We start from the raw sequence: 25,257 nt of genomic DNA on the forward strand, positions 1-25,257 counted from the left end.
TGAAATCGGGGGTGGAGTTTCTAGAGCCTCCTAAATGGAGTAAAAATGACGAAAACACAGGTGTTCTCGTCATTTTTAAGTGGCAACAAATAGAGAGTTCTTCTTAATCTATATTAATAGAATTTGGGTTAGAACAAAAAAGTAGTTGACCGAAATCAGGTGCTTGTTGCTCGGTTCTAACAAGTTGTTGTACGATTTTCATATACCTGGCTCAGTGCTAACAGGTTGTTGTGCGATTTTTATATGTGTCTCACTCATTCGCACTTATAACTTAAATTTACGTACAAGCTCATTTAAATTCTCTGCCAAGGCTGCTAACTCCGCAGAACTATTAGAAACTTCCTCCATGGAACTACTTGCTTGTTGAGCAGAAGCAGCGGTTTGTTCAATACCGGCAGCTGATTCTTCCGCTACGGCTGCAATTTCCTTTATAGATGCATCCATTTCTTTCCCGCTTGCTGAGATTGAAGCTAGGTTACTCGTAACCGTTTGAATCTTCACAACCATATCTTGTACTGCCTTTTGGATATCATTAAAGGCTTCTCCAGTTGTTTGAATCTGATTTGTCCCTTTTTCCACCTCTACATAGCCCTCTCGCAAGGATTTAGTAACCTGACTAGATTCGCTTTGTATATTTGCCACAATAGTTGTAATGTCTGATACAGAGAAGGATACTTGCTCTGCTAACTTTCTAACCTCATTCGCAACAACTGCAAAACCTTTGCCTTGTTCTCCAGCACGGGCAGCTTCGATGGCGGCATTTAATGCTAACAGATTCGTTTGTTCAGCAATATCTTTAATAACTTCAACTAATTTTGAAATCTCCTGTGATTGTATATCAAGCCCTTTCACTTTTTCCACTGCATTTTTAACAATTTGATAAATATCACTCATTTGTTGAACAGATGCTCCCATAAGTGTATTCCCCTCATCTGTCATCCCAAGTACGCTATTAGAATAATCGTGAACTGCTTTTCCATTTACACTCGCCTCATCTACTTTAGAAGAGAAAGTATCCATCACTGATGATAAATCGCTAGCATTATTCGCCTGTACTTCAGATCCAGTGGATAATTCCTGCATTGTTGAAGCAATTTGCTCTGTCCCTGATCGGACTTCACTTGCAGACTGTGTTAATTCCTCACTATGACTACTTACTGTTTGAGAAACTTCATGAACTTGATAAATAATATCTCGAAGATTTTGACTCATCGTATTTATGGACGAAGCTAAATGACCAATTTCGTCTTTTCCATGATAATCAATTGTTCCTACAGCAAGATTTCCATTAGCAATTTGATCACTTGCTTGCACCACTTTATTAAGGTTATGGGATATCGTCTTACTAATAACAATAATTAAAATTACCCCAAAGATAACCGAAGCAGCCATCGATCCCAGTAATACATAAATGGTCAGCTCTTGACTACTATTCACTTTTTTTATAGCTGTATCGCGCTGTTCATTAACAATTTCTCGCAATTCCTCAAGTACGTCTACGTTTTCTGATCGAATAACACTAGATTGGTCTACAAGACTTTTTGCTAAGCCCATATCTCCTTTATCCACAGCAGGTATGATTCTATTCACAAACAGATTATTCATTTTCTTATCTAATTCAACGATTTTATTAAAGAGTTCTAATTCCTTTTCGGAGTCCATTTTTGTTTTTACATCGTCTTCTAGATTATTAAATGCCTTCCGGTAAGCTTCATATTCATCAATAGTTTTCTCTCGCGGACTTTCCACGTAACTAATAATTCTAATACTTTTTGTACGTGTTATAGAGCCCATATCGGTTAGTTGTATAGCTCTATCCCCTCTTCGTTCCATAGCTTTTACATCTTCTCCAGCATTAACGGCGAGAACGGTTACTACAGCAGTAGATATTCCAAATAAAGTAAAAATAATTCCTATTGTTAAACCATATTTCCAGCCGATCTTCAAGCTTTTAAATCTTAATCTTTCTAGTAGGTTAAGCAATGGTGTATCCTCCCTGGTCGCGTCATATATATAAAGTTGCTTATCGTATAAAATATCGACATATCTTTTAAATTCATAAAGTCCATTTTTGATTTAATTACAACTATACTAGAAATGCCGCAGTGACGAATTCCCGAAAAAGTGAAGTTTCTTCAACTCAGGGAGAAATCTTTCCTCCACCTACTGAATGTTAGATAAACCAATCGGGCATTTAGAAGACGTTTTATCTACACTTAGACTTGTTCAGTACACCACACTCCCCTCTGGAGGTGTGAGTGATAATACTGCAGTCCTTTTTTCCAGAGAGAGGGTTAGGACACTGATAGACTTTGCTTCTACTAAAACTAGGTTCTTTATAGTAGTATGCTGTATTTGAGGAGGAAACTTAGGCATAAAAATAAGAGCTCATTTGTAAAGCAAGCTCTTGTCAGATAAAGTGAATCTTCACAGTGGGAGGTTTTGATTCATCCCCACTGATGGTTAGTATCGTAATGGTAAAACTTAAAGACCTCTTACGAAATATATTCTAAAATCAGCTACAGCGGATTTAATCGGAAAGGCTGTTTCATTAAAACCAACTTTGAAAGCAACTTCTTGCATTTCTTCGTCTGCCAATTCATCGCCATTTAGCACTACCCCCGCTGGATTTCCCATACCTGGTTCTTTACTAAATGCATCATAATGACAAACTGTTATCGGCTTCATACCCCATTCCCCCTAAGTTTAAGCTATATATTTTTTATTATTCTACATTATTCCAACCTCTTCGCTCAAAAAATCCATCTCCATTGTATATTATGGTTAACCTTAAACTTACTTATTTTTTTGTACGAGAAAAGACGAGTAACTATCTAAGTAAATGTGTAAAAACAACTCACTAGTACCGCCTGCAAACTTCCCACTTTCACACCTCAATTTAAGTGTGCTCTTATCAAGTTATGTAAGCGTGGACGTAGTCTAATAATATGTGGCTGTCTTCCATAATGGACCCGATTAGTCAACAGAATAACATGTAACTGAATTTCAGGGTCGAACCACATACTTGTTCCGGTAAAGCCTGTATGACCATAGGACAGATCAGAAAATAGATCGCCACAGGATGATAATGCAGGACTTTTTAACATCCAGCCAAGCCCCCGATGCTCTTCTGCCAAACAAGTATAATTCTTTTTGGACAAATCTAGAACCCTTTCTGACAATATACGTCTTCCTTTATAGATGCCACCATTTTCAATCATGGAGGTAAAATGATTTAAATCGGATATAGTAGAAAAAAGACCCGCATGTCCACTTATGCCTCCCATGGATTGAGCGTTATCATCGTGAACGATGCCTTGTTTATAATTTCCAAGTTGCTGGCTGTATTCGGTGGCAGCATATCGTTCAGGAGCACAGGTAGGATTATACATCGTTTCAGTCATTTCTAAAGGATGAAAGATTTCTCTTGCCACAAAATCATAAAAGGCTTCCCTTGTTATTTCCTCCACTACTTTGTAAAGCGTCATAAAGTTAAGATCACTGTATACCACTTTCGTATTCAGTTCAGACTCCATTTTTTCTGTATAAATACGCTCCAACACTTGCTCACTCGTAAGTCCCTCCTTATAAAAATGCCTGTGTGCCCTCAATCCAGAAGTATGTGTTAACAAATGCCGAATTTTTATCTGTTCTTTTCCATTTTGAGCGAATGCCGGAAGAAAGAAGCTGACTGGATCATCTAACCGTACTTCGCCGTTATCTATTAGCTTTAGAATAGCAGGTAATGCAGCAACTACTTTTGTTAATGAGGCAAGATCAAAAATCGTGTTAAGCTGCATCGGAGCTGATGTTGGATAAACAGCTCTATTCCCTATCGCCTCTTTTAATAAAATCTCTCCTTGAAAGGAGACTTGGATAACTGCACCAGGAATATGCTTGAGATCGATTTCATTTTGCAGGAATTCTAGAACTTTCTTCTTCATGCTTGACCACCTGTTCTTCGATTGATTTTTTAAATGATTCATAGCTTTTCCAAACGTCAAATCCAAGCTTTTTATAAAAATCCACAAGCCCTGTCCAGTCAATTACAATGTTTTGAATACCTCGTTTTCTAAGCTCAGCAATGCCTGCTTCAACCACTGTCAAACCGTAGCCGTGACCGCGCTCTGCAGCATCCACACCTAATGGACCTACTCCGCCAAGAGATGCTTCAAATAATGGAGCCCAATAGACATTTTGAGCAATAATCGGTGACTGAGGATCATTAATTCTACAAAAACCGATAATCTGTCCGTATTTTTTCATCACAATAAATTCACGTCCTGTCCCACCAAGTTCAAAATACTTCATTGCCTCATATTCCCAACGTCCTGGAAAGCATCGATTTAAAAACATCAGGAAATCCTCTTTTTCCTCGATATCCAGTATAGAGAACTCCACTTCCGGAAGATCAGGTTTAGTAATAGCATTTTTCCGAGTATAGGTTTGCAGTAAATCATGTTCAGTTCCGTATGATTCATATCCTCTTGCAGCAAACCAATGCTTTGTTCTTTCATCATTTATAGGAACACCTGGAAAGTAATGCCAAGGATCACGGCCTAGTAAGATTTGCTTTACACCTCTATTAAATAAAACTGTTTCTGCTTGTGAAAGCAACTTTGTACCAATTCCTTTGTTCCTGTAACTTTGATCAACGAGAAGCACTTGAATCCAGCCTGTCGTTTCAGACATTTGAACTGGCAGTTTTTCCTGCCAAATTTTCGCAACAATGAAACCAATAACATTTCCATTATCCAAAGCGATTAAAGAAGCATCGGGGCATACATTCTGATCTTGAAAGCTATTTTGTTTAAAAAGTGTTTTTTTCATTGGAAAATCACTCCCCAACTCCCGATTCCATAGACTAACTATTTCTTCTAAATAAGAATAATTCCAGGCCAATATCTTCAATTTTACTCACCCTCTTGATGGATTATAATTTTTGACAAACATTTTTTCGTCAACAGCGATACCTTTCACTTTTAATACAGCAAAAATTGCCCCCACAAATTGAATGACATCCGGCGATGGTTTTCTTGATAATGCTCCACAGTTCTAAAATAGTTGGCTTTTGCATGCCATCATACGCTTGAAACGCAACACTTAATACATCTCTCCCAAGACTAAAGCCACTTCCCCTCTCATCAATAAAATGCCCCTATCCACAGACACACTCATGAACGCCTCTTTGATTAATGCCATATGTAATTGGTCCAGTTCCAGATATTTGTACGATTCCTGGTTGTCCAAGTGTTCCAGAATATAAAGCAGTTACGGCATCGTTATCCACGTATACGTCACATTCATAATTTACAAGCGATGAAAGCAATTCTTGCATCTATTGTTTATCACCTAATCTGCTAACACCTGAGAGACCAGCGAAAACAGCATTAAGCTCACTTAGATGATGAATTCCCGCTTTCTTGCAATATTACTTACAAACAATTTTTCAAACTCATGTCTCATCGTCGCCGCATCTAACCCATTATTGTCGCTCCCACTGTTCCCTCTGCCTTAACCATTCCTAATTTGTTTTTGTTTTGGTTCAACCTCCGTCAATACCTAAAAAATACATAATATCCGCCTCCATTAAACGAAAGGATTAACCCATAACGAGCTAACCCTCCATTGTCTATAATCGTATTTAAGGTTTTTTACCACTGCCATTTAAAAAAGTCAACTGCATCTCTTGTAGCCCCTAAATGCTTCACGCTATCCTCATATTGTAACGAAGCGACACACATAAACAGAATATCAATGACTTGTAATTGAGCAATCCTTGAAGATGTAGCTCCACTTCGAAACGTCGGTTCATTAGTCGCTGACGTATACAAATTGATCTTCGCTTGGTCGGACACATTTGATTTGCCATACCTCGTTAAACTTATTGTAGTAGCTTGATTTTCGTTTGCCAATTGCAATATTTTCGTAATTTCTTGTGTTTCTCCTGAAAAAGAGATACCTACCACCACATCGTCCTCAGATGCGTTAGCCACAAGCGTTGCGGCCATATGCATATCTTTAAATGCATATGCTGTTTTATCAATGCGTAAAAATTTATGTTGAGCATCTTCTGCAGCGATGCTCGAAGCCCCTACACCGATAAAATGAATCTGCCTAGCTCCTCTCATCACCTCCACTGCTTTTTGCAATTCCTCTGTATTAAGCAAATTAGCTGTTTCACGAATAGTTTGAATCGAGTTATCGGTCATTTTTTTAATAATAGAACTAGCCGATTCGTTTGGCTGTATATCCTGATATCCTACTTGATCATCAGGCTTCTGCAAATCCCCAGCAATTCTTAACTTTAAATCTTGAAACCCTTTCAAATTAAGGGATTTACATAAACGGATGACTGCGGCTCCACTGGTTGAGCTCCTTTTTCCTAGTTCATTTGCTGTTAAAGAAATTGATTCTTGTGGATGATCTAGAATATAGGATGCAATCTTCTTTTCTGAAGGAGGCAATTTATCCAGCATTTCCGCTAATATAACTAAACCACCATTTGTCATAACCTCAACTCACTTTACTATTAAATTTCTTTTTTCATTACATAGAATCTACGAGTTATCTGGAAGCTTGTTTTGAGTAAAGATAGCCTGCAGACGTTTTCTCCCCCGTCCATAGAAACGAAGCGCTGTGCACACTTTCAGCTTTCATATGTTGCAAGCATAAAATTTGGTATAATTTTCTCCAATTTCTTTCCTTGCTGATCAGGGGCCCACTCCGAAAGGTCCAAACCTTTCTGGAACTCCTTCATAACCGCCTTATATACAGAATCCAACAACTTTTCCTTTTTGTCTAGCAACAAGGATCCTTTTCCATGGGTAGCCCTTGTTAGCAAACCTTCTCTCAAATCTCCCTACAGTATTAACAAATTGAATTAATTCATACAGATCCTGATGCTCTACTTGATTAAACTTATCCCCTTCACTTTCTCTTTGTTGGACGAGCTCTCTAACTTCATTAGTCAGCTTTAAATCCACTGGATTGTAATCGGGAATAAAGTTGCTAAATCGCTAAGATAAATTGATACGCTTCTGGATAAGCCCTTTCGCCAATACCAGGCATAATATAATTTGGAGCATAAGATGCAAAGAAAACAGCGTACTTCCTCCTATGCTTTTTTACAAAGTTAGTAGCTTCAGTATAAGCCGTGAACCAACACCCGATTTACGATAATGTTTATCCACAAAGAAGAAGGGAATCCAGCCCTTATCTGGTTCAAGATCGGTTCCAAGTATGGTGGATAATCTTCTGACAGCGCATTCACACCCAATAAGTTTATATTTTGATCAAATACTAATTAAAGGACTTCTGGATAAAATTAATATCCGATAACACTAAATTTCTAAAGCGGTTTGGAATGATTGGATCTTTCCAAAGGGATTCATTCCATAAAGTAACGATCTGTTTTTCATCACCAGTTTGATATTGGATAGGAAATCACTATTTTATTCCTCTTTTATCAGCTAATTCAAATTGCCTGGCATACAAAACCATTTGCTTCATTTATATAATTATTTGCTAATTCTATCGAAACACCTGTTTTCATCATAACAATTGCTGGTTTGATTTCCTAATTCGTTTGTTTTAAAACTTCTTCGGGTATTCTACTGATGCATTCGTAGTATTTAGGACAATATTTTTAACTCGAACTTTTAATTTCTCATTACTTATCTTTATATCATCCATAAAATTTTCATACACTTTTCCCAGTTTTATCATCACTGTGATTATAATCATATTTAATAGCATTTATGGGCTGTAGCTGCTTTCGATACGTGTTGATCCTGTCAACACTTCTGGTTTAGTTACTACTTCAATTTTAATATCTGCATATTTGCTTATAACTGAATTTTTATTACTTGTAAGACTTACAGAGATCGCACTTAGTTGTTTTGTATATTTTAATGCACCTATAACGTAGGGGACTCCTGCTCGCAGCAATTCCAACGACCAAATCATGCTCCGTCAATTATGATTTATCAGATCTGTTGAACCTAAGAATTCATCATCCTTCGCACCTTCAACAGTTTTTTATGTTTCATCGATAGTTTGCACCATATCTGCTGGCGCGTACTATAAAGTAGGAGGGCATTCCACAGCATCCAAAGTACCATTACGTCCACTTGTGCTTGCTCTATATAATATAATTTCCCACCTTTTTCAATTGCTGCTACACCGCTTCAACAGCCTCTTCTACTTTAGGAAGCACTTTCTGTACGCTATATGCAACTGACATATCTTCATTATCATTGTTAAAACTTTTATAGTAGACATGTTATCGATTGTCATGTTTTCGCATTTCAGTTGTAAAATTGACAATTTATCCATTCTATTTGTATATGAGATATGGTTCTTTTAATTGTTGGAAATACTGCAGTTTATTTTCGCAAGAATTCATAAACTCTCTTCCGTTTTCTTCTATAATTAATTGCTTTAAAGATTTTGTACCAGCCAATAAATCGAAAAAGTATTTATTGTTTTCATTTTTTATAAATGAAAATTCATTAGGGTAAAGAGCTGCGATGGTTTCAAGTAAAATAACTCCTGCTTCTAAAGAGTTTAACAGATGTCGATTTTCCACATGAAGCTGAACGCCTCCACATAGTTCATCTTTATACTTTTGATAGAAAGGTTTGAATGATGTCGATCTTGCCAATACACCATTTATTTTTTTCTGATTGAAAACCTTTGCTAACCTTTGCCCATCTATAAACGGAGCACCAATAACCTCAAACGGTTTCGTTGTACCTCTGCCTTCTGATAAATTTGTACCTTCTACTAAACAAGTTCCTGAATACAATATACTCATATCCAATGTAGTAGTATTTGGGGATGGAGACACCCAGAACAAACCTGTCTGGTCAAAGTACATCTCTCTTTTCCAGCCATCCATTTCAACAACTGTTAATTCACAATCATAACCAAATTCATTTTTAAATAATAATGCAAGTTCACCTACTGTCATCCCATGTCTATTTGGAATTGGCAAAAGGCCTACAAAAGAACGAACATCTTCCTCAACCAAATTACCTTCCATTTTCGCTCCAGATATTGGATTAGGTCTATCCAATACAACAAATTGCTTTCCCAGCTCCATACATGCTTCCATCACATAAGCCATCGTATAAATAAACGTATAGTATCTGGAGCCGATATCTTGTAAATCAAAAACTAAAACATCTACTGGATCTAACATCTCCCTTGATGGTTTTCTAGTAGCGCCATAAAGACTATACACTGGTAGTCCTGTATAAGGATCCACGGTTGATTCAACTTTTTCTCCTTCTTTAGCATCACCACGTATACCGTGTTCTGGTGCATATAAAGCCGTAAGTTCAATAGCGGGGTGTTTATGAAATAGATCAATAGATGGAATTAATCGTTTATTCACCCCTGTAATATTAGTTATTAGACCAATTTTTTGACCTTTAAATTGTTTATATTCTCTGTCTAAAAATACATCTAAACCGAGTTTCATTAATTATCACTCACTTTAATTTCATATCTTGAAAATGACCTTGTTGCGATCCACATAAGTACCAAACTTGAGAGACTGCCCACTTTGACACGATTATCAGAGCTATTATTTACATCTAACAAGGATCTCGAACTTATACCTATTACTTGTTTTTAATCCCAATATACGAGCTGAACATATGAGATAGCAGCCACGACCTCTTCAGGTATCTCTATCTCGAGGTCATAGTAGCACCTGTTTCTGATCCAATTCGAAAACATAGGTTTCAGCCAAGTTTCTCTGTAATGGAGACTACTTCATCCATAATTACCCCCTTAGCTTTTTCCTGCCATTAATTGCAATCGCTTTCATCAGATATTGTATAATCTCTACTTTTTATCAATTTCATAGTACCATAGAAAGTTAATATTTGAAATAGATAATCAAAATAATATTAAAAATATTGTAGTATCATTTCATTTTATTCAAACATCGCTTTATTAATTCACTCATTTCTTAATTCCTTATTTGGGATAGATTTACCGTCGCATCCTGTTTAGATGTTTAGATTGAAATTGATATGACCTTGTTTTTCTACATTGTTTTCACATCGCACATTATACAGGCGAGTTGAAATCACGTTTTATTTACATTTTTTTACAATGATTTTCCGTCGCATCTCACATAGGTGTGCGGATCAATTAGCGGAGAAAACATCAAAATGAAGTTTAATTAAGCACTAACAATGAAAAAGATTCCCGTCATCAAGGATGATTGGAATCTTTTATTAGGTACTGTTTATAATTTTTAGATCCTTTTTTGAAATTTGTCTTATATTCCATCGTTTTTGCATATCTGTTTTAACTATCAACGGTAAACTTACTTTATACAATATCTATTTTTCGCTCTTTTTTCCACCTTACTATTAAAAAGGATGCTCCAAGGACTAATAATCCTAAATAAGTTCCGATTGTAATCCACATAGGATACGCAGTGTTAAATAAGTTTGACACCAGATATTCAAATATTAGAATAATTAATACGACTGCTATTGGAACCTGTACACCAATTAGCGAGATATAATTACTAACAACTCTTGATAAATAGGTCGTTACGGCAGCAGCTACTAATGCTAGCAAATATACACCAATGATGGTTAGGTATATATACTGCAAGAAAGTCATATCTAGCCAATTAAAAGTAAAGGCATTAAAGGAGTGCAAACTTGATTCAAAAAAGATCTGTGTATCATTAAAAGAATATAGTATTAAAAATGCACCAATATACACACTTGTAATAAGAAAAGATGTTATCATGGATGCCATTAGTTTTTTCTTAAACAGTTTGCGTCCGATATTGGTCGTATATTGCAAGTAAATTGCATTATTTTGCTGGTCAATAATGAAAATTCTTCCGACTACGATCATTACACTAAGAATGATAAGGATGGACAACATAGTAATTAAATTATTATAATTTTCAATTACAAAACTCGGTAATATTTCATTAATAGATCCATCAAGAATTTTCTGTTTCCATTCTGGAGCATCGATCGAAGCTGTTTCTCCATTAAAAAACTCTTTTCTTACCTCATAGTACTCTATAATTGCTTCTCTAGATTGCAATTCCCAAAACACATCTATACCTTTTTCAAACATAACATCATTGAATAATTCATTAATAGTTTCATTTTCATTTTCTTGATCCATATTAGTTAATTGTTCATAGGTGGTTACACCTACTTCAGCAAAATCATCCCGAGACTGTAAATAGGCATTTGCTTTATTAACCTCTTCTTTATAGGTTTCTTTAAAATCCTGAAATTCTCTCTCATCCATTTCTTGACCATATTTGTTGATCATTTGTTTCGTAACATTAAAAGTATCCCCTTCTGGTCGACCATTTGGAAAATGCTCAAAATCAAATCTTAAAAACTGTTCAAAAAATAGTAAGCTAATCAGTAAAACTAAACCTAGTACTTTCCAATTTAAAAGTTTTCTAATCTCATACCAAATGATTCTCATATTCTCACTCCTTACTGTAATTGCTGCCGGTAAAAACGATAAACGCTATAGCTACCTACAATTCCTAAGAGAAATACCCATAGAACAATTGTAACTATTTCATAATAGCAATGGATTGTGAATGGTCCATTTCCCATCAGCCATTCATGCGGATTTAAAATAAAAGCAAACGGATTAAAATGTAGTAGAAACACCAACTTGCTATTCATCGGAGCAAAACCTGGGATTGCTATCCCTAAACCAAGTAAAATCAGAAAAGCAAAAAATACCAAGTATGTGTTCTTTAAATAGATAGATAGAATCAAACAAACTCCCATGAATAGTAGCTGAGTAATGACAATGAAGAGAACAAAAAAGACAACGTATTCGATAAACGATAAGTTCCACCATGAAATATAGGGAAGTGGCATTTCCGTATTAAAAAAATTGCTTATGGGGACATTCCATAGCCCTGAATAATCATAAGTCAGAAAAAAAGCACCAAGTGTCATGCCAATTAATCCAAACATGACACACCCATTTGTAATCATGGCTGCTATTAGTTTATCGATGATTAATTTCCGTCCTCTTTTGGTTGTATAGGTAACAAGAGCTGTTCGATGTTCAAACTCGTAATTTGTTATAGTAGCAGTAATTAATACAACCAAAATCATTAGCTCAAAGATTAACGCCCTTCCAATGTCTTTAAAAAGGAGCGAATGCATTTTATATATTTTTCCTGTAAAAAAAAGGTTCTTATGTTCCCCATTATCAATGAGTTCATCTAGTCGTAGTGCTAATTTTTGATATTGCGCTCTTATCTCCTCTGCAGCACTATCTGTAAATCCATACATACGAATCAGATATTCTGCACTGCCATCCAGATCTATACTGTCATATGCTTTATCAATATCCTGTGCCGTTAAATAATAACCCTCTATAATGCTGTATTTCAGCAGTCTTTGATAGTCGCTATTGCTAAGTCTATTTTCATAGTGGATTGAATCGTCCGATAGTAATTCAGAGGAGTGTTGATAAACCTTATTATCATCAGGGGCAACCTCATTTACCCAAGCAATCTTGTCTTGATAATCCTTTCCAAACTCTTTCATCATGTTTTCATTTATTTCATATCCATAAGTATCAACAAGATCGGTTAAGACGGACAGGTCTTCCTTAAAATAGGAATGACTCATCACAATTACAGTATTTAAAGCCATAAAAAACAGAATAATTACCGGAATAATTGGCATTTTAACTAGTTTTAATAATTCCTCTTTGATTATCATTACACACTACCTGCCAGCGTCTCGTCATCTTCATAAACATACAGAAAGACGTCTTCTAAGGTAGGCGTAACCCTTTTCCACTTTTCATTCGTTTGATCACTAGTAATAAATCGAATGGTCATTTTTTCTCTCTCTTGTCTTTCCGAGAGGATCTGATATTTCTCACGGATGACATTCAAATCTGAAAAACTTACTTCTGCTTCAAAAACTTTCCCATCTAGAGTATTACTAATGTTAGCTACTGTATCTTTGTATAGAATGGTTTTATTCTTAATCATAATAATTTCCTTGGCAATTGATTCAACATCTGAAACAATATGAGTAGAGAGAATAATAATTCTATCGCGCGCCAAGGTTGTTAATATCTTACGAAAACGTGCTCGTTCCTTCGGGTCTAATCCTGCAGTCGGCTCATCGAGAATAAGAATCTTCGGATCGTTTAACACTGCCTGTGCAATTCCGACACGCTGTATCATTCCACCCGAAAACTTTTTCATTTTTTTTCGCGTAACATCTCCTAGACCAACAAGTTCTAACAGTTCTGAAATTCTTTTTTTCGTCTCTTTCTTGTCCAGTCCTTTTAATGCGGCTAAGTAATTTAGATATTTTTCCGGTGTATAGTTTTTGTAATAACCGAACTCTTGAGGAAGATAGCCTAGTACATTTCTATATTGTTCATCAAGTGACGTAATCTCGGTTCCGTCATATTCGATTTTACCCTTAGTAGGAAATAAAAGCGTAACAAGCATTTTAATTAATGTTGTTTTTCCAGCCCCATTAGGTGCTAATAAACCATAGATTCCATTATTGAATTCCAGATTTATATCCTCTAGTGCTGTAAAGTTACCGAACTTTTTGCTTACATCCTTTAAAACTAGCACTTAAATCAATCCCTTCATTTTTTGGGTAAATAATAATCCTTTTAAACTTTTCACATAAAAAACGATCGCAACTATAGTAATAACTCCGTACACATAAAACGGAATTTGTTTTAAGAAATTCAGATAAAAGCTCGTACTATAATAGGACGCGAGCAAATTGCTGAATAACCACATAATTAGTAGAATTATTTTAGAAGCACGAGTTTTTGTATGAAATTGCACATATAAAAATACTAGCGCGAACAAAAATAATGACGAGCTTGATAATAAAAATGCATAGAAATAATTTAAAGCATGTTGAAACATTAATGCATATATAAACAGACCATTCATAATCATACTAATCACACTAAACATGAGCATACGAAAAGCTGCTAACTGGTGGAGATTATATTTACAAGTCATTTCCACTTCATACGTTGTCTTTTGCTTCTGATTCACAAAGAACAAATACGCCATCACCATATACGTCATCGGAGACCAAATAAATACAATCGTATACAAATTAACATTTCTTATATGGATATATTCGATAGTGCTGAGTATAAATGCGAGAACAATAATAACAGATATAAGTAATGTGAAAATTATTTCTACAAAGTCTTTAAACATAAATTTAAATCCAATCTGTTGATAAATGGTTGCTAAATAGGACCAAAAAGAAGCTTTAGGGTCTAATCCATTTATAATAATGGTTGAAATTTCTCTTTGCATTGACTTTTCATCCAAATACGGAATATCTTTTGAATTATTTTTCATCTCCATTCTCCTTTTAATATATTTTTTAGTTTGCGTATCGTCGCATAATATTTCGTTTTTACTGTTGACTCTGGAAGCTCTAAACTCGCTGCTATCTCCGAAAATGTATACTCACCATATATTTTCAGTCTTACAATCTGTTGAAGTTCTCGATCAAACCTGGCAAGCACTTCTAACACTTTACGAGCCTCATCCTTCGTTTCTACATCTATCGTAAATTCAATCGATTCGTAAACCGTTTTTTCATCAATGGGCTCCGTCTTTTTGTTTTGCTTATAGTATTTTGATCGATAATGATCGATCAGCCTTGAGTTAGCAATTTTATACAACCAAGTTCGAAATGATGCCCTGCCATCAAAGCTATGAATGGTTCTTAGTACGCTAATAAATATATCTTGCGTGATATCTTTTGTAAGCTCGCGGTCTAACGTCTGTTTATAAATAAATCCAAAAACTTCGTGATAGTACTTGCTTATAAGTTGATTTGCTGCCTGTTCACTTGATTTTTTCTTGATTGCCTTTATCCACTTCATTTCCTGTGTCATTACTCTTGTGATCACATCCGTTCATCCGTTCACTATCTCCATCTTGCCTACTTATATATTCGTAATGAAGCGAAAAATAGTTTTCTCATTTTAAAAATAAGCTTTTTCAGACAATTACTGTTGCCCCCTTTGCCAGTTGTATCCCTCACCATTTCGCCCAAAAATACGTATAAAACTTCACTACACAACAAATCACCCACAGACTCTCCATCCATTCCGTGGGGACTTGCAAAATTTTTCATAATGCAACTAACGGCAAATTAGCTGTTTTTTCATTCAAATTATGTTTTCACATATTTAACGTTATCTGAATTTGCTCCCTACAACATTATAATGAACAAAGGAGAGCAAGGGATGAAGACAATTCTCTTGCTACTGCAGAAGAGTTAACTAAAAGAGAAAGTTTAATTATAATCAACATATTCTCAGATCTTCCTTTGAAATCTTTTTAGAAGAGAAAGGTTTTGAGGATTTCATAAGTGATGTAGATGCCCACATTTTTCACAAGTGCATAATAACTTCATATATTGCTATGGGTTCAGGTACAGCCAAATTGAATGTAAATGGGTGATAAGAAATAGTATTAAAATTAGCTTGATGCGAACCTGAAGTTCACATAGAAATCCCGGGGACTCACCAATATTTATTTTCTTTATGTAAATAAGTGGAATAAAATTAAGGAAATAAAGCTTGTTTTTTGACTTTCCCTTTTGCAATAAGTACTTTTCGTTGTCTTTGTAAACTTTTAGAGGAACGCAGTCGCACCTTATATAGATGCGTGGATTGAAATGTATTTTTCCGCCTGCGGTTCGCCCTGATCGTAACTTGTACAACCGTGCTAAACGCACTCGTTAATCCTAGCAGACATGGAGAGTACATATGTCTAACATCCCTGTTTGTTGACTAAAAGTCTAACTTTACTCTTATTTATAACGTCATATTATTGAGCGGCGACATACACAATCTATGGTGTACATGTTCATTTTCTTGTCTTGACGCGTTTTTTTTCTATTTTGATACGCGACTTTCTTGCTTTATTGCCCAACTTTCTCAATGCAATGCGCGTTTACCCTTACACGGATTCATTGCGCTCTTAAGCTTTACTCATTTTATTACAATACCTTTCAGATAACAGCAAAAAATAAGTGTAAAATTATAGTTCTCACCCAATTTTACACTTATTTTTTATACGACCTTACTTCTCTATGTGCTTTTTAAATTCAGTCAAAACTGTTCCCGCCTCAGGACCGATAATAATTTGGATATGTTTATTATCGACTTTAACTACGCCATGTGCACCCGTCTGTTTTATTTTATCTTCATCAACAAGAGAGGCGTCTTTAACTACCAACCTTAGGCGTGTCATACAGTTTTCGTAATCGACTACATTTTCCTTGCCGCCTATATTTTCCAATATCTTTTTTGCCATATATTCAAATTTATTGTGCGAGAGCTTCAAGGACTGCTCCTTTTCATCTGCCTGAAAACCGAATTCCACATCATCTTCTCTACCGATAACTTTTATATTTTTCTTAACAATAATCGTATAAAATGTAAAATAATAGAGTAATCCAAATGCTAATCCAATAGGGATGATCATTAAACCGCTGTCAGAAAGACTTAAATTTAGACCATAATCAATGACGCTTCCTCCCCACGAAAATCCGTGCCTAACGCCGAATAAATATAAAGTCGCTCCTGCTAAGCCGGTATATACGGAATGAATAAAGTATAATAATGGTGACGTAAATATAAAGGTAAATTCAATTGGTTCTGTCAACCCGGCAACAACTGACGTCAATGCTCCAGAACTCATTAACGCTTTTGTCTCCGCTTTCTTTTTCTTATGAGCGGCTCTCGCTATAGCTAAAGCTATTGCTGGAACCCCAAAAATCATGACGATAAAAAATCCACCAAGGAAGTATCCAGCAGTTGGATCTCCATTCATAAATCTAGTAATTTCTCCGGTTACAACTTCCCCAGATGCATTTTCATAGCTTCCAAGACCAAAATAAATATACGTATTTAGCACATGATGTAATCCAAACGGTAAAAGAAAGCGATTTAAAAATCCAAAAATAAATATCCCTACTGCACCTAGACCAACGAGAGCTTGAGCAAATGAATCAATACCTTGTTGAGCATAGGGCCATATGAGAGAGAAAATTCCTGCGACAGGTATCATCGTTAAAATAATCATTGTAATTGGAAATTTTTCTCCACCAAAAAACGAAAACATACTTGGCAATTTTGTATCTTTAAATCGGTTATAGATGCCTGCTGCAATTAAACCAGCTATAACACCTCCAAAAACACTCATATCTAAGTCGGGATTCATTAGGGTTAATCCTTCATTTAAAACAGTTATTGCTAAGAAGCCTGTTAGCGCAGGTATGCCACGATCCTTTGTTTTAGCTAGTCCCATTGCGATACCAATGGCAATCAGCATATCCATATTCGCAAAAATGACCCCTGCAGCTTGAAACAACTTCCAATCCAATAAATCTCCTGCACTTAGTCTAAATAAAATACCAGCTATCGGCATCGCAACAATTGGAATAAGCATGGATTTACCAAGCTTCTGCATAAACTTTCTCATCGTTTTAAGCCTCCTCTTTTTCTAACTCACGATACGTCATTAATTGAAAGTGTTGTTGCAATTTTTTCTTTACATCTGGATGTATAAGCATTGCTAATTCTTCAATCCGTGGTGTCGCATAAGATGATCCTGTCATTAACGATTTATCTAAATAAGCAGGATGACACATGATTTCTATTGTTTGTGCTTCTTTATACTCCTCTACTATTGTGTTTACATCTCCTAATAGTATTTCAGGATTGTATTCAAAATGATCTGTTGTGATTAGTGTTCCAAATTCGGGTTTTATTTTAAAATTGTGGCGTACTGGTAACTTATATTCCTTCGCTAATTCTAGGAATACAGGCAATATAGGTTCTAAGTTGTTAATATGATGGTGACTATCTAAGTGAGTAGGCGCAAGTCCGGAATCTAAAAATGCTTCAATTTGCGCTTTCCATTCTGCATATAATTCATTTGTATCAATATGGAATAGTTTTTGGTAATGGTAAAGCTTTTTAAAATTTCCATCCGCATCTACTAATGTGTGGTGATTCTTTAAGATTGGTTTTCCACATGTAAGTGTCAAATGGACGCCAATTCCTAGTGTTTTATGTTTTTCTCCTAATTGATAAGCATGTTCTGCACCAGGCATATTGGTCATTAAAGTTGTGGACGTTAGCACGCCATCTGTATGCGCATCAATTATTCCATAGTTAACTGAGCGTGAATATCCAAAATCATCAGCATTGATAATTAGTTTTTTCACTTTTAATCCCTTCCCTTATGTTGGTGATTTTATTGTTAGAAAATTGCATTTACTAACATTACCTGTATCTAATCAAAAAAATGAACGCGTTTTACCACAGCAATTACGTTGACCATTTTTATCCCAAAAGCAAGAACCACCCCCTTATGTCCTAACTTTTATTCGTTAAAAAATTTCTAGTTTATACATTCATAAGCTACAAGAACTTACCGTCTTTCTTATTGCAATTCTGGCCAATAGCCTTTATTAGCCTCAATTAAATCATCAAGTATAGCTTTTGCAGTAGGAACGTGAACAACCGTTCTATTTAAGGTTAACGCTTGTAGAGCTTTGGTATAACTGTTTTCAAAGTATGCATCTGCGACTAACTTTTCGTAAGCAAACTGATTTTCAATTAAACCTTTATAAAAAGTTGGGATTTTACCAACAGAGAAAGGCTTAGGACCACTAGCTGTTAACAAGGCCGGAACTTCAACCATAGCATCATCTGGTATGTTAGAAATAATTCCGTTATTTTCTACCATGACAATATATGTTTGTTTTAAGTTATAAACTAACGAAGCTGCTGCTTTGACCATGTAAACTCCATGAATATCAACATGTAGTTCAACGTTTTTAGTAGATTTGTCTTGAATAATTTGGTTACAAAGCTCGGTTATTCTTTTTTCCCGCCCATTTATTACTTGGCGTGCACGAGTATTCGTAAGGCTTTCTTTTTTAGCTAAATCGTCTGGATAGAGATAGTATTGCAAGTACGTATTTGGTAGAAACTCTGGGAAATCAATCAGCATTTTTCTTGCTTGTTCAAATGTCTGCTGCCATGATTGATCATTAGCAATTTCCTGATCTGTAGGTACAAATCCTTCACCCATAATAGTATCTTTGATGATTTGGGTTAAATCATTCCCTTCACTATCCTCGATTTTCGTAAACCAGCCAAAATGATTGAGACCGAAGTAAGATGGGACTAAATCCCATATGTTTTTGTTTAGCATCGTTGCAAAGCTATGCATGATAGCAATTGGCATATCGCAAATGTTTAATAGCTTAGGATCTTGCGGGAATTCTCTTTTCAACGCTTCTGCTACAATGGCTGCTGGATTTGTATAATTTAGAATCCAAGCATCCTTGGAGTACTTTTTAATATCGTAAACAAGCTCTATCATATCTCTAATAGAGCGTAATCCATATGCCATCCCACCTGGACCACATGTTTCCTGTCCGACTACCCCATATTTTAATGGGATTTGTTCATCCAGCTCGCGCATTTGAAGTCCACCAGTTCTGATTTGTATAAAAGCAATATCAATTCCAGTAAAAGCTGTTTCTTTATCCGTTGTATAATGGAAAGATTCTAATTCTGGATAATATTCATCTAAAATGATGGAGGTTGCTTTAGCAACTTTTTCCTGACGTTTTTCATCATTATCATAAAATGTTATTGAATTTAAGGGAAAATTTTTCTTTTCTGCAATTAGACTCATGATCATTCCAATAGTATAAGTACTTCCGCCACCGACGATTACTAAATTTTGTTTCTTCATATGCGAAACCCCTTTCAGATGTATTACATACATAATAGCATAAAACTAATACAAAAACAATACAATTTTAATACAACTTCTAAGCTATATTGTTTAGTTATGAGAATTCGTATTCAAATGGTAAACTAAATGTAGCATTATGAAAGGTAGGGAAATGAATGTGGAATAATTCTTTGCCACTATATAGGCAAATAGCAAATAAAATTAAGGAAGATATTATCGGATCTAAACTTGCTAAAGGTGACGCCATCCCAGCTGAAGCAAAGTTAGCAAAGACTTATGAAGTTAGTCGAGTCACCGTTAGGCAGGCGATAAAGCTTTTAGTTGAAGAAGGATTACTTTATAGCATACAAGGTAGCGGGACGTATGTTGCCCACAACAAAGTAGAGCATAATATTCTTCATTTACAGGGCTTTACTGAAGAGATGCAAAAATTGCAAAATAACCCCAAAAATGAAGTATTAGAATTTAAGTTGACGGATCCTACAGATGAAGTTCAAGAGATTTTAAATATCTCGAATAATGAAAAGGTCTACTATATGAAGCGACTACGTTATGCAGATCATGAGCCGTTTTTATTGGAGGAATCTTTTCTACCCGTTGATTTGTTTCCTGATTTTTCTATTGAGGTGATAAAAAAATCTAAATACAATTATATTGAAAATAAAGGATACACCATTGACAAGAGGTACGGTGAATTAATACCAATTCTTCCTAATGAAGAGCTAAAAAAAATCCTGCAATTGCAGGATAATCAACCATTGCTATTTTTAAAAGCCTTTACAGTGTTTGAAGATGGGAAGCCCTTTGAGTATTCTAAAGTATATTACCACCCGAAAAAATACTCCTTTAAATTCATCTCAGAAAAGAACCATTAACTAGGTAGTGATTCTTTTGTTGATTTTATCATAGTTAAGTGATCTTTATTTTAAACTGTCGTATAATAGAGGTGCATAATTAAAATTAGCTTATTTTTAGTGCGAACCTGAAGTGCACATGAAAACCCCGGGGGATTCGCACCTCTATTTAACCACTTTATGGGAATTTATGGAGTTAAAATAACGACTATTTAAGCATTATTATTGATTTTCTCTTTAAAACAAGCACTTTTATACGACTTTTGTAAATTTTTAGGAAGAAATCGCAGTCGCACCTTGTATAGGTGCGTGGATTGAAATTTATCTTTAAGGTTATTAACTTGTCTCTTAGCGTCGCACCTTGTATAGGTGCGTGGATTGAAATTTGCTAAATCCAATAGTGCTAAAAGTATTTCTTGTCGCACCTTGTATAGGTGCGTGGATTGAAATAGGCGAATTTTTACGAAGTGGACGCGAAGGATTTGTCGCACCTTGTATAGGTGCGTGGATTGAAATAGCGTTTTCCTCATCCTGTGGTGTGTTTGCCTTTGTCGCACCTTGTATAGGTGCGTGGATTGAAATTTTAGCAGCAGAGTTTCGAAGGCTAAGTATAGGTGTGTGATTGGAAGAAAAAGAATCAACTGCTTTATCAAATAGTGGTAACACGGAAGTAATCTAACCATGCCAATAAAGTGAATCTTCAATCAGTGGAGGTTTACATTCGTTCCCCCACTGATTGTTAGTATGGTATGACCTAAAGGCCTCTGCACAAATCGAGTATTTAGGTGCTGCTGTTATCTCCCACAGATTATCCAACTCCTGAAGTGGGAGACTTAAAGCACCTTATGTACAGGATAAAAACAGAACTCTGTAAAACACTCAAAACATTAAGCGTTTAACATGTGATTCACCGAAAACTTTAATTTTTCTAACCCATCATATAATTTCTCTTTTGGACAACCTATATTCATTCTTAGAAATTTTTCAGTTTCTCCGTATACTTCACCAGACATAATACCTACCTTCCCTACATGAACCAAATAATCTTGAATCTTCTTATTACTTGCGTTTAGTTTGCTAGCATCGATCCAAGCTAGGTATGTAGATTCAGGTATTGAAAAGTGTAGTAATGGAAGCTCTTTTTTTAAATAGTCATACACTATTTCCATATTTTGATATAAATATTTACGTAACTCGTCAACCCAATATTCGGCATAGTTATATCCTTCTATTAGTGCAACCATACCAAATATGGGAGCACTTCCTAAACCATCCCGATCTTTCATTAAAGATAAATACTTACTTCTCACTTTATGATCCGGAATGATAACATATGATCCACCTAAACTAGGTGTATTGAATGTTTTACTACCTGATGTACATATAAATACATTATTTAGTTCTGAGGCAACATTAATAATTGGAATATACTTATTTTTCCGATAAATAATATCCATATGAATATCATCAGAGATCACTTTAACACCATAACAATCGCATAGGACCTAATCCTGGTAACATACCAATAAAAGTACCTGCCAACACACCGATAAAAACAAAAATAACCCCTTCTACACTAAAAGCAACTTGAAATCCAGATAATACTCCTTCCAAACCTCCCATAATAACCTCCCCTAAAAAGGCATGATTCCTTGTGGCAAACGAATTTGTAATACACTTGTAAACAAAAGATAAAATGTTAATGGTACGAGAACAGCTGTAAAAGCGTTAATTACATGTTTTCTATACCCCAATAAATACGAGCAAGAGAATATGAAGAAAATGCTTACAATTAGAAACCCTAAGCTTTCTAAAAAACTAGCATAAAAAATAATGAGCACAAATACACCAAGTAATTTCAGTAAATCAGCCTTACTTATATTAAATTTGTCTTTTTCGGAGTGTCCTTTTCCAAAAAATAAAGTGATTGAAAGTAATAATAATAATATTCCTAATATTATTGGCAAAGCATTAGAATCTATCGGTACATAAGCATATGATGGTAATCTAAAAGCGAAAAAAAGATAAATGGCAGCTAGGCACCATAGAAAAAGTGCAATCTTCCTATTTAACGGTTTTAACATATTAAAAACCCCCTTCCCCCTATTTATTTTTTAATACTCCAAGTTCATCCAGTAATTGTTTAGCCTCTTCTTGCTGTTCATCTAAAAAATCTTTGTACTCCTCACCATACATGAACATTTCATCCCAACCATACTGTTTCCTAATTTCTTTCCATTCATCTGATTCATTTAATTCTTTGAACTTAGAAACATAGTAATCCACAGCATTTCCATCTATATTAGGTGGTGCAAAAAAGCCTCTCCAATTCACAAAATTGGAGTCAATTCCCTGTTCTTTAACCGTTGGATATTCAGAAATGACTTCTCCCTCTAACCGCTCTTCAGATGTAACTCCAAGAACTTTTATTTTTCCTGCTTTTGCCTGTTCAATTGTTTCTGCAACACCAGTTGAATAAACATCAACACTTCCGTTCAATAAAGCTGTTAATGTTCCTCCATCCTGCTCAGATACATATTTAATTTTTTTAATATCTACTCCAGCTTCCTTGGCAATTTTTACAAATTGAATATGATCCATACTCCCAGGAGAAGATGCGCCAACTATTGTAACGGAAGAAGGATCTTCCTTCATATCTTCAAACAAGTCATTTAAGTTTTTCCATTTCGAGTCTGCTCTTACTGCAAAAGCACCATAATCAGCAATTACATTAGCAATTGGCGTAAAATCCGTGTGATCATACTGGGATTGACCATTTAACGGTACATCAATTAATGGAGGAGAAGCTATAAACAAATGATGCGGATTTCCTGCTTTCTCAGCCACATAAGCCCAACCAACCGCTCCCCCTCCACCGGGTTTATTTACCACTCCAATATCTTGTTCTATCATCCCTTCTTCTTCAAATATTTTTGTAACCATTCTGGCAGTTGTATCCCAACCGCTCCCAGCACCAGCAGGAGCAAGAATTTCAATCTGTTCTTCTGGTGTCCATTCCCCATTATTCGCTTTATTGTTATTGGAACAAGCTATTAAAGTAACCAAACTTACAAAACCAAAAATTAGTAGCCATTTGTTTCTCAACGTAATCATCCTTTCATTTTTGTATAAAAAATTCGCCTGTAAGAGCTTTTCATAGTTGATGATGGATTTTCTAATGCAATCTATAGCGGTTTCTTTTAATTGAGATACATAAAAAATATAATGGCTCTCACCCAAAAAGGTCACTAAGTCATTTTTGACACTAAATTATAGTAAAAAGTAATGAAATGAAACTACATCTTATTGGTTTTGGAGCAGCCAATTTTAGAACAACCCCTTTTTGGGCGCTAACCATATAATAAGTTTTATTCATTCATTTTTTGAGCCCACCTTGAAACGTATGTTGCATATGCATTTCTAACAATGATAAGAATGTTTTATATGCTAAAATTTTTTACAAGGAATTAGATCACTTCTTTATCATTTTGTTTTTCCTTATCAATCTCATTACTTCCATAAAAAATATCTGGGAAAAGCTTTTTTATATCTTCGTTGAAGAACAATTCGTACTTCACTAATGTATCTCTACCAGGATCAGCATCCCCTTTTTCGATTTTTCTGACATAAATAGTTGAAATGCCCAATTCTTTTGCTAGTTCTTGTTGAGTCAATTGATGTTTCTTTCTAAGCTGTGTAAGTGCTTTTCGTTCCATTAACTATTCTCCCTCCGTTTGATAACTTTTTTATCATTATAAACACTATAAAAGATAAACTAATTATCGTCAATGGTTTTTAGAAAATTTTATTATCATAGATAAACATTTTATCGGTTGTCCGTTATAATAGAGGTAATTTGAGGTGGTCATATGAAAAAGAACTCTCCTGTATTCGGAAATAGATTGAAGTTTCTACGGAAACAAAAAGGCTTAAAACAGGAAGATGTTGCAAAATCTCTTGGCATTTCTCGAGCTAGGTATTCACATTATGAGAACAATCATGTAGAGCCAGATATAGAAATGCTTAAAAATTTATCACAATTTTATAATGTAACTATTGATTACCTAGTAGGAAATAGTAATCAAAACCATCATAAAGATGAAGTTTTAAAAGCCTTTGCTAATGATCCAGAATTAGAACTTTGGTATAGAGAATTACCAAGCAATGGAGAGAAGGATTTGCATCGACTTAAAAAGATTTGGGATGTTTTTAAAGAGGAATAAAACAGGTGTAGAAAAATTTCTTCATTTAGACTTATGAGGAAATTTTCTATTGGAAGTTCATTCCAAAAAGAAGTTCAGAAAGTTTCCTAAGCTCAGGGTCATTCTTCGGGATTTATATAATACGCCAACTATAAATTTCCAAAGATAACAAAAACTTACATGACCGCCTTTGGGCATACATTAATTTGTTCTGTATAATAGTATTTTACATAATATACTTGGTGCGAACCCCAAGCGCACATAAAAACCCCGGGGGATTCGCACCAAAATTCACTTGTTTTTGTGGTAATATATGTAATATAATTCAACACAATTAGCATTATTTACGATTTCCAAGCTAAAA

At 35.1% G+C, this 25,257-nt stretch carries 24 protein-coding genes, 1 pseudogene and 1 CRISPR repeat array; of the genes and pseudogenes, 2 read left to right on the forward strand and 23 right to left on the reverse strand.

The window, feature by feature from the left end:
• Positions 1–264: 264 nt before the first annotated feature.
• The 18 genes and pseudogenes from KBP50_RS14800 to KBP50_RS14880 all read right to left on the reverse strand — a co-directional run bounded on the left by KBP50_RS14800 (position 265) and on the right by KBP50_RS14880 (position 19,834).
• Positions 265–1,983 (reverse strand): methyl-accepting chemotaxis protein, encoded by a 1,719-nt coding sequence (locus KBP50_RS14800; protein WP_050351231.1) that lies wholly within the window; start codon positions 1,981–1,983, stop codon positions 265–267.
• A gap of 507 nt (positions 1,984–2,490) precedes the next feature.
• Positions 2,491–2,688, reverse strand: a pseudogene (locus tag KBP50_RS14805) (PhzF family phenazine biosynthesis protein); the annotation flags it as partial.
• Between the two features lie 206 nt (positions 2,689–2,894).
• Entirely contained in the window at positions 2,895–3,944 is a 1,050-nt protein-coding gene (locus KBP50_RS14810) for a serine hydrolase domain-containing protein (RefSeq protein ID WP_050351233.1), read from the reverse strand.
• Complete coding sequence (locus tag KBP50_RS14815; RefSeq protein ID WP_050351234.1) at positions 3,910–4,911, reverse strand: GNAT family N-acetyltransferase; 1,002 nt, start codon at positions 4,909–4,911, stop codon at positions 3,910–3,912. The genes KBP50_RS14810 and KBP50_RS14815 overlap by 35 nt, the downstream gene beginning before the upstream one ends.
• A 247-nt stretch (positions 4,912–5,158) precedes the next feature.
• On the reverse strand, positions 5,159–5,338 hold the full coding sequence (locus KBP50_RS14820) for a hypothetical protein (protein ID WP_050351235.1): 180 nt from the start codon (positions 5,336–5,338) through the stop codon (positions 5,159–5,161).
• A 316-nt stretch (positions 5,339–5,654) separates the two neighbouring features.
• Positions 5,655–6,512 carry a MurR/RpiR family transcriptional regulator gene (locus KBP50_RS14825; protein ID WP_050351236.1) on the reverse strand — a complete coding sequence of 286 codons (858 nt, stop codon included), beginning with the start codon at positions 6,510–6,512 and terminating at the stop codon, positions 5,655–5,657.
• A 255-nt stretch (positions 6,513–6,767) separates the two neighbouring features.
• The gene (locus tag KBP50_RS22180) at positions 6,768–6,986 is read right to left on the reverse strand and encodes a hypothetical protein (RefSeq protein ID WP_232231191.1); all 219 of its coding nucleotides are present in this window, start codon (positions 6,984–6,986) and stop codon (positions 6,768–6,770) included.
• A gap of 141 nt (positions 6,987–7,127) precedes the next feature.
• The gene (locus tag KBP50_RS22675; RefSeq protein WP_326000036.1) at positions 7,128–7,280 is read right to left on the reverse strand and encodes a GNAT family N-acetyltransferase; all 153 of its coding nucleotides are present in this window, start codon (positions 7,278–7,280) and stop codon (positions 7,128–7,130) included.
• Positions 7,281–7,758: 478 nt separating this feature from the next.
• Positions 7,759–7,968: a hypothetical protein gene (locus tag KBP50_RS14835; protein WP_128743360.1), complete on the reverse strand. Its 210-nt coding sequence runs from the start codon at positions 7,966–7,968 to the stop codon at positions 7,759–7,761.
• Positions 7,969–8,338: 370 nt separating this feature from the next.
• A complete protein-coding gene (locus KBP50_RS14840; RefSeq protein ID WP_050351239.1) occupies positions 8,339–9,487 on the reverse strand; it encodes an exo-beta-N-acetylmuramidase NamZ family protein in 1,149 nt (382 codons plus the stop codon).
• Between the two features lie 863 nt (positions 9,488–10,350).
• Positions 10,351–11,490, reverse strand: coding sequence for an ABC transporter permease (locus KBP50_RS14845; protein ID WP_050351240.1), 1,140 nt, complete (start codon positions 11,488–11,490; stop codon positions 10,351–10,353).
• Positions 11,491–11,501: 11 nt separating this feature from the next.
• Positions 11,502–12,758: an ABC transporter permease gene (locus KBP50_RS14850; RefSeq protein ID WP_050351241.1), complete on the reverse strand. Its 1,257-nt coding sequence runs from the start codon at positions 12,756–12,758 to the stop codon at positions 11,502–11,504.
• Complete coding sequence (locus tag KBP50_RS14855) at positions 12,758–13,639, reverse strand: ABC transporter ATP-binding protein (protein ID WP_050351242.1); 882 nt, start codon at positions 13,637–13,639, stop codon at positions 12,758–12,760. The genes KBP50_RS14850 and KBP50_RS14855 overlap by 1 nt, the downstream gene beginning before the upstream one ends.
• The gene (locus KBP50_RS14860; RefSeq protein ID WP_050351243.1) at positions 13,640–14,398 is read right to left on the reverse strand and encodes a hypothetical protein; all 759 of its coding nucleotides are present in this window, start codon (positions 14,396–14,398) and stop codon (positions 13,640–13,642) included.
• Positions 14,395–14,958 carry an RNA polymerase sigma factor gene (locus KBP50_RS14865; protein ID WP_232231188.1) on the reverse strand — a complete coding sequence of 188 codons (564 nt, stop codon included), beginning with the start codon at positions 14,956–14,958 and terminating at the stop codon, positions 14,395–14,397. Before KBP50_RS14865 ends, KBP50_RS14860 begins: the two co-directional genes overlap by 4 nt.
• 1,180 nt (positions 14,959–16,138) lie before the next feature.
• Positions 16,139–17,542, reverse strand: a complete 1,404-nt coding sequence (locus tag KBP50_RS14870) for a PTS transporter subunit EIIC (protein ID WP_050351244.1) — start codon at positions 17,540–17,542, stop codon at positions 16,139–16,141.
• 4 nt (positions 17,543–17,546) lie between these two features.
• Positions 17,547–18,290, reverse strand: coding sequence for a chitin disaccharide deacetylase (gene chbG, locus KBP50_RS14875; protein WP_050351245.1), 744 nt, complete (start codon positions 18,288–18,290; stop codon positions 17,547–17,549).
• A gap of 218 nt (positions 18,291–18,508) precedes the next feature.
• Positions 18,509–19,834 (reverse strand): 6-phospho-alpha-glucosidase, encoded by a 1,326-nt coding sequence (locus tag KBP50_RS14880; RefSeq protein ID WP_050351246.1) that lies wholly within the window; start codon positions 19,832–19,834, stop codon positions 18,509–18,511.
• Between the two features lie 158 nt (positions 19,835–19,992).
• Between KBP50_RS14880 and KBP50_RS14885 the strand changes: the two genes are divergently transcribed.
• Positions 19,993–20,712, forward strand: a complete 720-nt coding sequence (locus tag KBP50_RS14885; protein WP_050351247.1) for a GntR family transcriptional regulator — start codon at positions 19,993–19,995, stop codon at positions 20,710–20,712.
• 268 nt (positions 20,713–20,980) lie between these two features.
• A CRISPR array of direct repeats spans positions 20,981–21,273; the repeat unit is 32 nt; unit sequence GTCGCACCTTGTATAGGTGCGTGGATTGAAAT.
• Positions 21,274–21,578: 305 nt separating this feature from the next.
• On the opposite strand, the gene KBP50_RS14890 is transcribed toward KBP50_RS14885, so the two are convergent.
• The 5 genes from KBP50_RS14890 to KBP50_RS14910 form a co-directional block, all read right to left on the reverse strand.
• Positions 21,579–22,169 carry an aminotransferase class I/II-fold pyridoxal phosphate-dependent enzyme gene (locus KBP50_RS14890; protein ID WP_050351248.1) on the reverse strand — a complete coding sequence of 197 codons (591 nt, stop codon included), beginning with the start codon at positions 22,167–22,169 and terminating at the stop codon, positions 21,579–21,581.
• A gap of 1 nt (position 22,170) precedes the next feature.
• Complete coding sequence (locus KBP50_RS14895; protein WP_157858453.1) at positions 22,171–22,314, reverse strand: hypothetical protein; 144 nt, start codon at positions 22,312–22,314, stop codon at positions 22,171–22,173.
• A gap of 11 nt (positions 22,315–22,325) precedes the next feature.
• Positions 22,326–22,775 carry a tripartite tricarboxylate transporter TctB family protein gene (locus KBP50_RS14900; RefSeq protein WP_050351249.1) on the reverse strand — a complete coding sequence of 150 codons (450 nt, stop codon included), beginning with the start codon at positions 22,773–22,775 and terminating at the stop codon, positions 22,326–22,328.
• A 19-nt stretch (positions 22,776–22,794) separates the two neighbouring features.
• Entirely contained in the window at positions 22,795–23,805 is a 1,011-nt protein-coding gene (locus tag KBP50_RS14905; protein ID WP_050353427.1) for a Bug family tripartite tricarboxylate transporter substrate binding protein, read from the reverse strand.
• A gap of 353 nt (positions 23,806–24,158) precedes the next feature.
• The gene (locus KBP50_RS14910) at positions 24,159–24,407 is read right to left on the reverse strand and encodes a helix-turn-helix transcriptional regulator (RefSeq protein ID WP_050351250.1); all 249 of its coding nucleotides are present in this window, start codon (positions 24,405–24,407) and stop codon (positions 24,159–24,161) included.
• A gap of 153 nt (positions 24,408–24,560) precedes the next feature.
• On the opposite strand from KBP50_RS14910, the gene KBP50_RS14915 reads away from it, so the two are divergent.
• On the forward strand, positions 24,561–24,914 hold the full coding sequence (locus KBP50_RS14915; protein ID WP_050351251.1) for a helix-turn-helix domain-containing protein: 354 nt from the start codon (positions 24,561–24,563) through the stop codon (positions 24,912–24,914).
• The last annotated feature ends 343 nt before the right edge of the window (positions 24,915–25,257 follow it).

Origin of the sequence: Virgibacillus pantothenticus, from assembly GCF_018075365.1 — a bacterium.
GTDB lineage: Bacteria > Bacillota > Bacilli > Bacillales > Amphibacillaceae > Virgibacillus > Virgibacillus pantothenticus.